We start from the raw sequence: 8,103 nt of genomic DNA on the forward strand, positions 1-8,103 counted from the left end.
AACAGCTGCTGCGGCAGTGCCAGCGCCCGAGCGTGCAGATCGCGATGCACGACGGCGGCGACGCGCCCTGAAGCGCCTCAGGCGCCGGTGCGCTCCAGCGGCAACGGCACCTGCATCGGCTCGATGATGCCCTCGCCCGCGGTGACCTTCTTGAACTGCGCGCGCGAGACCGAAACGTAGCGCTCGTTGCCGCCGATCTCGACCTGTGGGCCGTCGTGCACGGCGCGGCCGTGCTCGTCGACGCGCACGGTCATCGTCGCCTTCTTGCCGGTGTGGCAGATCGTCTTGATCTCCTCGATCTCGTCGGCCCAGGCCAGCAGGTACTGGCTGCCCTCGAAGAGTTCGCCGCGGAAATCGGTGCGCAGGCCGTAGCAGAGCACCGGGATGCGCAGGCGGTCGACGATCTCGGTGAGCTGCCAGACCTGCGGCTTGGTCATGAACTGCGCCTCGTCCACGAGCACGCAATGGAGCGGGCCATGCTCGGCGATGTCCCGCCGGATACAGGCCTCGAGATCGTCGTCGCGCGAGAACGCGGTGGCCTGCGCCGAGAGTCCGATGCGCGAGGCGACGACGCCGCGGCCTGCGCGGTCGTCGAGCGCGGGCGTCAGCACGTGCGTGCGCATGCCGCGCTCGGCGTAGTTGTGCGCGGACTGCAGCAGCGTCGTGGTCTTTCCGGCGTTCATCGCCGAGTAGTAGAAGTACAGCTTCGCCATCGCCGCAGTCTAGCGGGCCTCAGTGCGGCGGGGCAGGCGCGTCGGGCACCTGCGCGTCGACCTCCGGCGCGACCTGCGGCACCCGCGAGGCGGGCGTGCGGCGCACGTCCTCGAGCCCGCCGGTGGTGACCCGGCCGATCCGCGGATGCATCCACACCTTGTCCTGCCACGCCCAGTACTTCTTCGCATTCCAGTAGCGGTCGTCGTAGAACCGGCTGCCCGGGATCGACTGCCCGCCTTCCGGGCCGGGGATCTCGATGGTCACGCCGTGGTTGAAGCCGGTGCGGCTGCCGGTCATCTCGCGGCGGCCGACGCGCAGCTGGAACTCGTAGCGCGGCTTCGCCGCGTCGTCGCCGAAGCGTGCATAGACCGCCTCGCCCTCCCGCACGGCGCGTTCGCGTTCGGCGGGCGTCAGCGCCGCCCAGTACGTCTCGCGCAGGCCGAGGAAGCCGCGATACCCGCGCTCGGCGGCAAGGTCCATCCACGCGTATGCCAGCGCCGGGTCGCGCGCGACGCCCTCGCCCTTCCAGTACATCTCCGCGACCATGCCCTGCGACGGCTTGTCCGCGTAGAAGGATGCGCGACGGAAGAACCTGAACGCGTCATCGAACTTCTTGCGGTCGTAGGCCTGCAGCCCGAGCAGGCGGTACTGGATGTCGGGATGGCTCTGCAGGAAGCCGGCCGTCATCAGCATCGGGTCGTTCGTGGGGTCGTTCGGCCCTTCGGCCACGGCGTCCGCGCTGCCCAGCAGCAGGACGACGGCGAGTAGCGCGGGGCGAAGGCGGTGCATGGCGGTCTCCACGGAAGGCGCGCAGCGTAGGCGCGCCGCCACCGGCACGCCACCCAACCGATGGGCTAGGCACGGCTCCCGGCGCGACGCGACGCGGCTCCGCTAGACTCCGCGGCCCCGAGGTGCGGCGATCCATGCACGGTCTCAATCCCCCGCAACGCGCCGCCGTCGAACACTGCGACGGCCCCCTCCTCGTGCTGGCCGGCGCGGGCAGCGGCAAGACGCGCGTCATCGTCGAGAAGATCGCGCACCTCATCGCGTCGGGCCGCATGCCGGCCAAGCGCATCGCGGCGATCACGTTCACGAACAAGGCCGCGAAGGAGATGCGCGAGCGCGTCGCCAAGCGCATCCGCGGCGATGCGGCCGAAGGCCTGACGATCTGCACGTTCCATGCGCTCGGGCTCAAGTTCCTGCAGATCGAGCATGCGAAGGCGGGCCTGCGGCGCGGCTTCTCCATCTTCGATTCCGACGACAGCGCCGCGCAGATCAAGGACCTGCTGCCGGCCGGCAGCAAACCGGACGTGATCGACGCGGTGCGCGGCCTCATCTCGCGCGCGAAGAACGCCGGCCTGTCGCCCGAGGAAGCGATGCGCGAAGCGCGCAGCCCGCGCGAGGTGGAGGCGGCGACCGTGTACGACCTCTACCAGCAGCGCCTGTCGAGCTTCAACGCCGTCGACTTCGACGACCTCATCCGGTTGCCGGTGCAACTGCTCGAGGCCGACGACGAGATGTGCATGGCCTGGCGCGAACGCATCGGCTACCTGCTGGTCGACGAATGCCAGGACACCAACGATGCGCAGTACCGGCTGCTGAAGTCGCTGGCGGGCCCGCGCGGGCTGTTCACCTGCGTGGGCGACGACGACCAGTCCATCTATGCCTGGCGCGGCGCGAACCCGGACAACCTGCTGCAGCTCGGCACCGACTACCCGACGCTGCGCATCGTCAAGCTCGAGCAGAACTACCGGTGCAGCAACCGCGTGCTGCGCGCGGCCAATACGCTGATCGCGAACAATCCGCACGAGCACCTGAAGACGCTGTGGTCGGACCAGGCCGACGGCGAGCGCATCCGCATCTGGGAATGCCGCGACGCCGCGCACGAGGCCGAGAAGGTCGCCGCCGAGATCCAGTTCATCGCGGCGAGCACCCGTGCGCCGTGGAGCGATTTCTGCCTGCTGTTCCGCGGCAACTTCCAGAGTCGCGCGCTGGAGAAGGCGCTGCAGCTCATGCGCGTGCCCTACCACCTGTCCGGCGGCACCGCGTTCCTCGACCGCGGCGAGGTCAAGGACGTGCTGGCCTGGCTGCGCCTGCTGGCCAATCCCGACGACGACGCCGCCTTCCTGCGTGCCGTGCAGAACCCCAAGCGCGAAGTGGGCGCGGGCACGCTCGCGAAGCTCGCCGAGCTGTCGGGCCATGCGCACATGCCGATGGCGCGTGCGATCGAGAACGTCGGCGCACTGAAGCAGCTTCCACCGCGCGCGGCGAACGCGCTCGATACGTTCGCGACGCTGCTGCGCCAGCTGCGTGCGCGGGCGGCGGTGGCGACGCCGGCCGAGCTCGTCGGCGAAGTCGCCGAGCGCAGCGGCCTGCTCGCCAGCGTGCGCGCGCAGTGCAAGGACGAGGCCTCGTTCCTGCGCCGCAAGTCGAACATCGAGGAACTGGCGGGCTGGTTCGAGGGCGTGCGCAATGCCGGGCCCGGCGAACTCGCCGCGCAACTCGCGCTGCTCTCGCACGCCGACAAGGGTGAGCCCGGCAACCAGGTGCGGCTGATGAGCCTGCATGCGGCGAAGGGGCTCGAATTCCGCTTCGTCTTCATCGTCGGCATGGAGGACGGCACGCTGCCGCACGAGGCGTCGATCGACGAAGGGCGCCTCGACGAGGAGCGTCGCCTCCTCTACGTCGGCATCACCCGCGCGAAGGAACGGCTCTGGCTGTCGTATTCCAAGCGGGCGGAGCGCTGGGGCGAGGTCCTGCGCCTCAAGCCCAGCCGCTTCCTCGACGAGCTGCCGGCGGCGGAACTGCAGCGCGACGGCGCCGACCCGGTCGCCGATGCCGAGGGCAAGAAGGCGCGCGCCGATGCGGGCTTCGCCGCGATCCGGGCGCTGCTCGACGGCTGAGCCGCGACGCGCGATCGGGTCGCGATGCGCCCTGCAACGAAGAAGGCGGCCCGGAGGCCGCCTTCTTCGTCGATGCGTCCGTGCGTCGTCCGATCAGAACTGCACGGAGATCCGCGCATTGGCGCCGTGGTCGCGCGCCTCGTCCGAATACTGGCCGCTGTAGCCCAGTTCAAGCAGGGTGCGCGGGCTGAGCCACGCGCCGAGGCCGAGCTCGGCCGTCCACGCGTCGTCGGCGAGCGTCGCGCCCTCGACGGTGAACGCACTGCCGCCGGTCCACATCGCGCGCGTTGGCGACGACAGGTCGCCCGACGCGTGGCGGTAACCGGCATCCGCGCGGAGCTGCAGCCAGCCCGGCGTCTGCCCGCGGCCGCCGAGATCCAGCGCGCCACGCGCGCCCAGCGTCGACAGGTTCACGTGCGTGGCGTCGCCTTCGACCGTGAGCGCGGCACTGCCGCCCTGCTCGACGAAGCGGTCGGCGTCCACGCGCACGTGCGCGAGCTGCGCGTACGGCTCGACCGACCAGCCGGCGCCGGCGAACCGCCAGCTGCCTTCGACGAAGCCCTGCAGCGTGTGGGCGTCGTGGCTCGACGTCAGCGTCTGGTCGAGGCCACCGAAGGCCACGCGACGGCGCATGTCGATGTCGTGCGTCGCATAGGCGAGGCCGCCCTTCACGCCGAAGCCGCCCAGGCGGCCACCGCCGTAGACCGCGAGCTGGCGGTCCTGGACGTCGCCGCGGCTGGCGCGGTCGGCCACCGAGACGTCGTTGCGCGTGCTGCCGAGCAGGCCGCCGACGGTCCAGCCGCCCGCGAACACATGGTCGACGCCGACGAGTGCGCCGTTGCCCTGCGCCTCGATGCGCGCGGCATTGCCGTCCGCCGCGACGTGGCCGCCGGTGGCGAGGCCTTCGGCCCAGAACGCGGTCGCGCCTTCGGCCGAGGCGTCGGGGGCCGCGGCCATCAGGCTGCGCGCGAGCGCCGCCTCGCGCACGTGGCGGCCGGTCTCGACCAGCACGCCGCGGGTGCTCGCATGCGCCTCGCCGCCGAGCTGGTCGAACGCGGCCTGCGCCTGCGTCGGGAACAACTGCACGAGCGGGCCGAACAGCGGGGCGGTGGCGCTCATCGTGTCGGCCGCGGCACCCACCCGACGCTGGTTGCTGGTGGTGCCGGCCTCCGCGAATGCCATGCCGCGACCGACCGCGAGGCCGACGGCATTGGCGCCGTAGTTGAGGTCGAAGCGCAGGAACGGCGAGAAGGCGCTGCGGTCGAGGGTCTGGAACTGGCCCGCGACGCCGCCGGTGGCGCTCAGCAGCGTGTACTGCTGGCCAACGAGGAAGGCGCCCGGCGTGCCGAACAGGCGCACGGTGCCGCCCTGCAGCAGCGCATTGCCGGTGACGGCGATGCGGTCGGACGCGCCGTTCGCGCCGAGCTCGGCGTCGAAGAACGAACCCGCGCCCTGCGTGTAGCGACCGGTCACGTTGAGCGTGCCGATGCTGTGGCCCGGTGCGATCGTGCCGAGCACCGTGAGGTCCTGCAGCGTGCCGAGGCCACTGAGGCGGCCGCCCGCGTTGATGCGCGTCGCCGCACCGGAGACGGTGCCGTCGATGCTGGCCACGCCGCCGTTGACGGTGAGCGCGCTGCCGCGCAGGGTGCCGCCGAGCAGGAAGACGCCGCCGTCGACGGTGGTCGCGCCGGTCAGTGCATTGTCGCCGGTGAGCTCGAGGACGCCCTGCTTGATGGTCGCGCCGGCGAACGTGTTGTCGCCCGACAGGCGCAGCCAGCCGATGCCCGACTTGGTCAGGCGGCCGGGGCCGCCGATGTCGTTCGTCCAGTCGTCCCAGGCGAGGCCGGACCATGTCTGGATGCCGCCCGCGCGGCTGTTCATCGCGACGTTCGTGTCCACGCGGAGCAGGCCCGGGCCCTCGATCGCCTTCTTCAGGTCGATCAGGCCCCAGCCGTAGATGTCGTCCACGCCTTCGTCGCCGAGGTCGGTCGCGGTGGTGAGCAGGATGTCGCGGATCTGCGGATTGTCGAGGTACGGGAAGCGCTGCATCAGCAGTGCGAGCGCGCCGGTGACATGCGGCGCGGCCATCGACGTGCCGGTGAGGTCGCCGTAGCCGCCCTCCGGATGCTCGCCGGTGATCTCGATGCCGGTCACCCGGCCGCGCGGATCCTTGACCACGCGGCCGTCGATGCTGCCGTCGACGACGGTCGAGGTGATGTCGGTGCCGGGCGCGGCGACGCACCAGTCGCGGCTCAGGCCGCAGATGCTCGAGCTGCCGTCGATCTCGCCGCTCTGGTTGATGTTGACCACGCTGAGCCAGTACTGCTCGAGGTCTTTGACGTAGCGCGGCAGCGTCGCGTAGATGCCGGCGATGTCGCCGTTGCCGTTGCCCGCGGCGAAGACCTGCAGGATGTGATCGCGCAGCGACGGATCGGTGTAGGTCGAGAAGTACTCGGCGACGCCCGGCAGGTTGTACAGCTCGTCCATGTCCTCGGGGGTGGTCGGCTCGCTGCCGAGGCCCCAGCTGTGGTTGATCGCGCGCACGCCCTGCGCCGCCATCTGGCGGTACATGCTCTGCACCGCGGTGTCGTCGGGACCGATCGCGTACTCGCGGCCGCCGCTCGCGCCGATCAGGGCGCGGAAGTCCTTGTAGCTGTTGGAGAACAGGCGGGCCGTGCTGAGGTCGGCGCCGAACGCCACGCCGTGCGAGCCGGAGCCGTCGCGGTTGGCGAGCATGCTGCCGGCGACGTGCGTGCCGTGCGTGCTGTAGCGGAAACCGGCGATCGACTCGAGGTACTCGGGCACCCAGTCGTAGAAGTAGCCGATGTCGACGAGGTGGCGCACGAGCGCGCGGTCGGCGTCGGTGTAGTCGAAGTAGTCGATGGCGACGCTGCCGCCGTCGGACGCGAAGCACGCCGCGCTGCCGGTGAGCGCGGTCGAGTTCGTGCAGAGCGTGCCGTTGGCCAGCAGGTCGGCGATGCGGATGCTGCGGTGGTTCTTGCCGGCGAAGTCCGCATGGCCGAGGGCGACGCCGCTGTCGAAGATGCCCAGGCGCACGCCGGCGCCGGTCAGGCCGCGCGCATAGGCGTACTGCGCGTTGATGGCGGCTAGGCCCCAGTCGGCCTTGAATTCGGTGGTGATCCAGCTCGACGGGTCGCCGGTGCGGCCGGGATCGGCCTGCTGGGCCGACGCGGCGGGCACGAGGCCGACGGCAAGAGTGGCGGCGACGGCGCAGGACAGCAGCGAGCGTGCCAGGCCCGAGCGGGCGGCACGCGTGGTACGGCTCTTCATGTGAACTCCCCAGGAGGTTCGACCGTGCCCTCCTGGCGCCGGCCGTGCCGCGTCGATCGGGCGGCGGAGAGCTGTATACGGCGGGGCGTGACGCCTGTCCAGAGTAAAAAGCGCTGATTGTCACACTTTGTGGATTTCGAGTTCGGTATTTTGGCCGCTGTAATCGATTTTTGACGTTTCGCTCAGTGGACGGGTGCGGACGAAAAATCAATGACTTGGCGTGCTAATCGCCGGCGTTGCTTTAGGAATAACGTTTTATTAAGCTGCGCGTGTCCGGCTCGTCCGGCGCTGTCCACTCGTTAGTTGTCCACCGGCCCCGGCCGGCTTTGGAGGAGGCCTCGCGGCCTCCTTTTTTCTTTGCGTCCGCCCGGGCGCACGGCGGTGCGCGGAGCCGTTCGAAGCCGCTTCGGCATAATGCCGGCGATGGCCCAGCAGACACCCCTGCCGTTCCCGGACGCGCCGACGCCCCCGCCCGGGGATGCGTCGCCGGCCGCGACCCCGACCGACGCCGACGAGACGGCCGATCCCGGCGCCGTGGCCGACGCGACGCCGCGTCCGCTCGATCCGGACCAGCGCGACCTGCCGATGCCCGGCGTCGCGCACGCGGACGCCCTGCTCGACCCGCCGCCACCGCCGCGTCCGTCGCGCGCGGCCCCGGCGGCCGCCCGCCCGTTCTGGGCGCGCGTGCTCGGCCGGATCATGGCGCCGTGGGTCGCGCTCAAGATCGAGCCGGTGGCGCCCGCCGAGCACGTGCCGGACTGGAACGGTCGCCCCGTCTGCTACGTGCTCGAGGACTACGGGCTCTCGAACGCGTTGATCCTCGAGCGCGCCTGTCGCGAGGCCGGCCTGCCGTCGCCGCTCAACCCCCTGCCGGGCGATCCGACCGGCCGCGGCCGCGCCTACGTGGCGCTCTCGCGCCGCAATGTCGGCCCGCTCGCGCCGCTGCCGAACATCCCGGGCGTGATCGAGCGCCCCAGCGCGCCGAACGGCAAGTCGCATTCCGAATCGCTCGCCCGGCTGATCGAGGCGCACCGCGCCGATCCGTCGCTCGACGTGCAGCTGGTGCCGGTGTCGATCTTCGTGGGGCGCGCGCCCGAGAAGACCACCGGCTGGTTCTCGGTGCTGTTCTCCGAGAACTGGCTGTCGACGCCTAGCCTCGCGCCGTCGAGTCCGACCGCGAGGTCCACCATGCGCC

The 8,103-nt window shown here is 71.0% G+C and carries 4 protein-coding genes and 1 pseudogene; 2 read left to right on the forward strand and 3 right to left on the reverse strand.

Annotated elements, in window-relative coordinates; genetic code table 11:
- Positions 1-77 precede the first annotated feature (77 nt).
- A complete protein-coding gene (locus ACY35P_RS14450; protein WP_462116539.1) occupies positions 78-713 on the reverse strand; it encodes a thymidine kinase in 636 nt (211 codons plus the stop codon).
- 19 nt (positions 714-732) lie between these two features.
- A complete protein-coding gene (locus tag ACY35P_RS14455; protein ID WP_462116540.1) occupies positions 733-1,503 on the reverse strand; it encodes an SEL1-like repeat protein in 771 nt (256 codons plus the stop codon).
- A 134-nt stretch (positions 1,504-1,637) separates the two neighbouring features.
- On the opposite strand from ACY35P_RS14455, the gene ACY35P_RS14460 reads away from it, so the two are divergent.
- Entirely contained in the window at positions 1,638-3,617 is a 1,980-nt protein-coding gene (locus ACY35P_RS14460; RefSeq protein ID WP_462116541.1) for a UvrD-helicase domain-containing protein, read from the forward strand.
- A gap of 93 nt (positions 3,618-3,710) precedes the next feature.
- Here ACY35P_RS14460 and ACY35P_RS14465 read toward each other — a convergent pair whose 3' ends face one another.
- Positions 3,711-6,908 carry an autotransporter domain-containing protein gene (locus ACY35P_RS14465; RefSeq protein ID WP_462116542.1) on the reverse strand — a complete coding sequence of 1,066 codons (3,198 nt, stop codon included), beginning with the start codon at positions 6,906-6,908 and terminating at the stop codon, positions 3,711-3,713.
- Between the two features lie 414 nt (positions 6,909-7,322).
- On the opposite strand from ACY35P_RS14465, the pseudogene ACY35P_RS14470 reads away from it, so the two are divergent.
- Positions 7,323-8,103, forward strand: a pseudogene (locus ACY35P_RS14470) (hypothetical protein); the annotation flags it as partial.

Source organism: Lysobacter xanthus, from assembly GCF_047159895.1.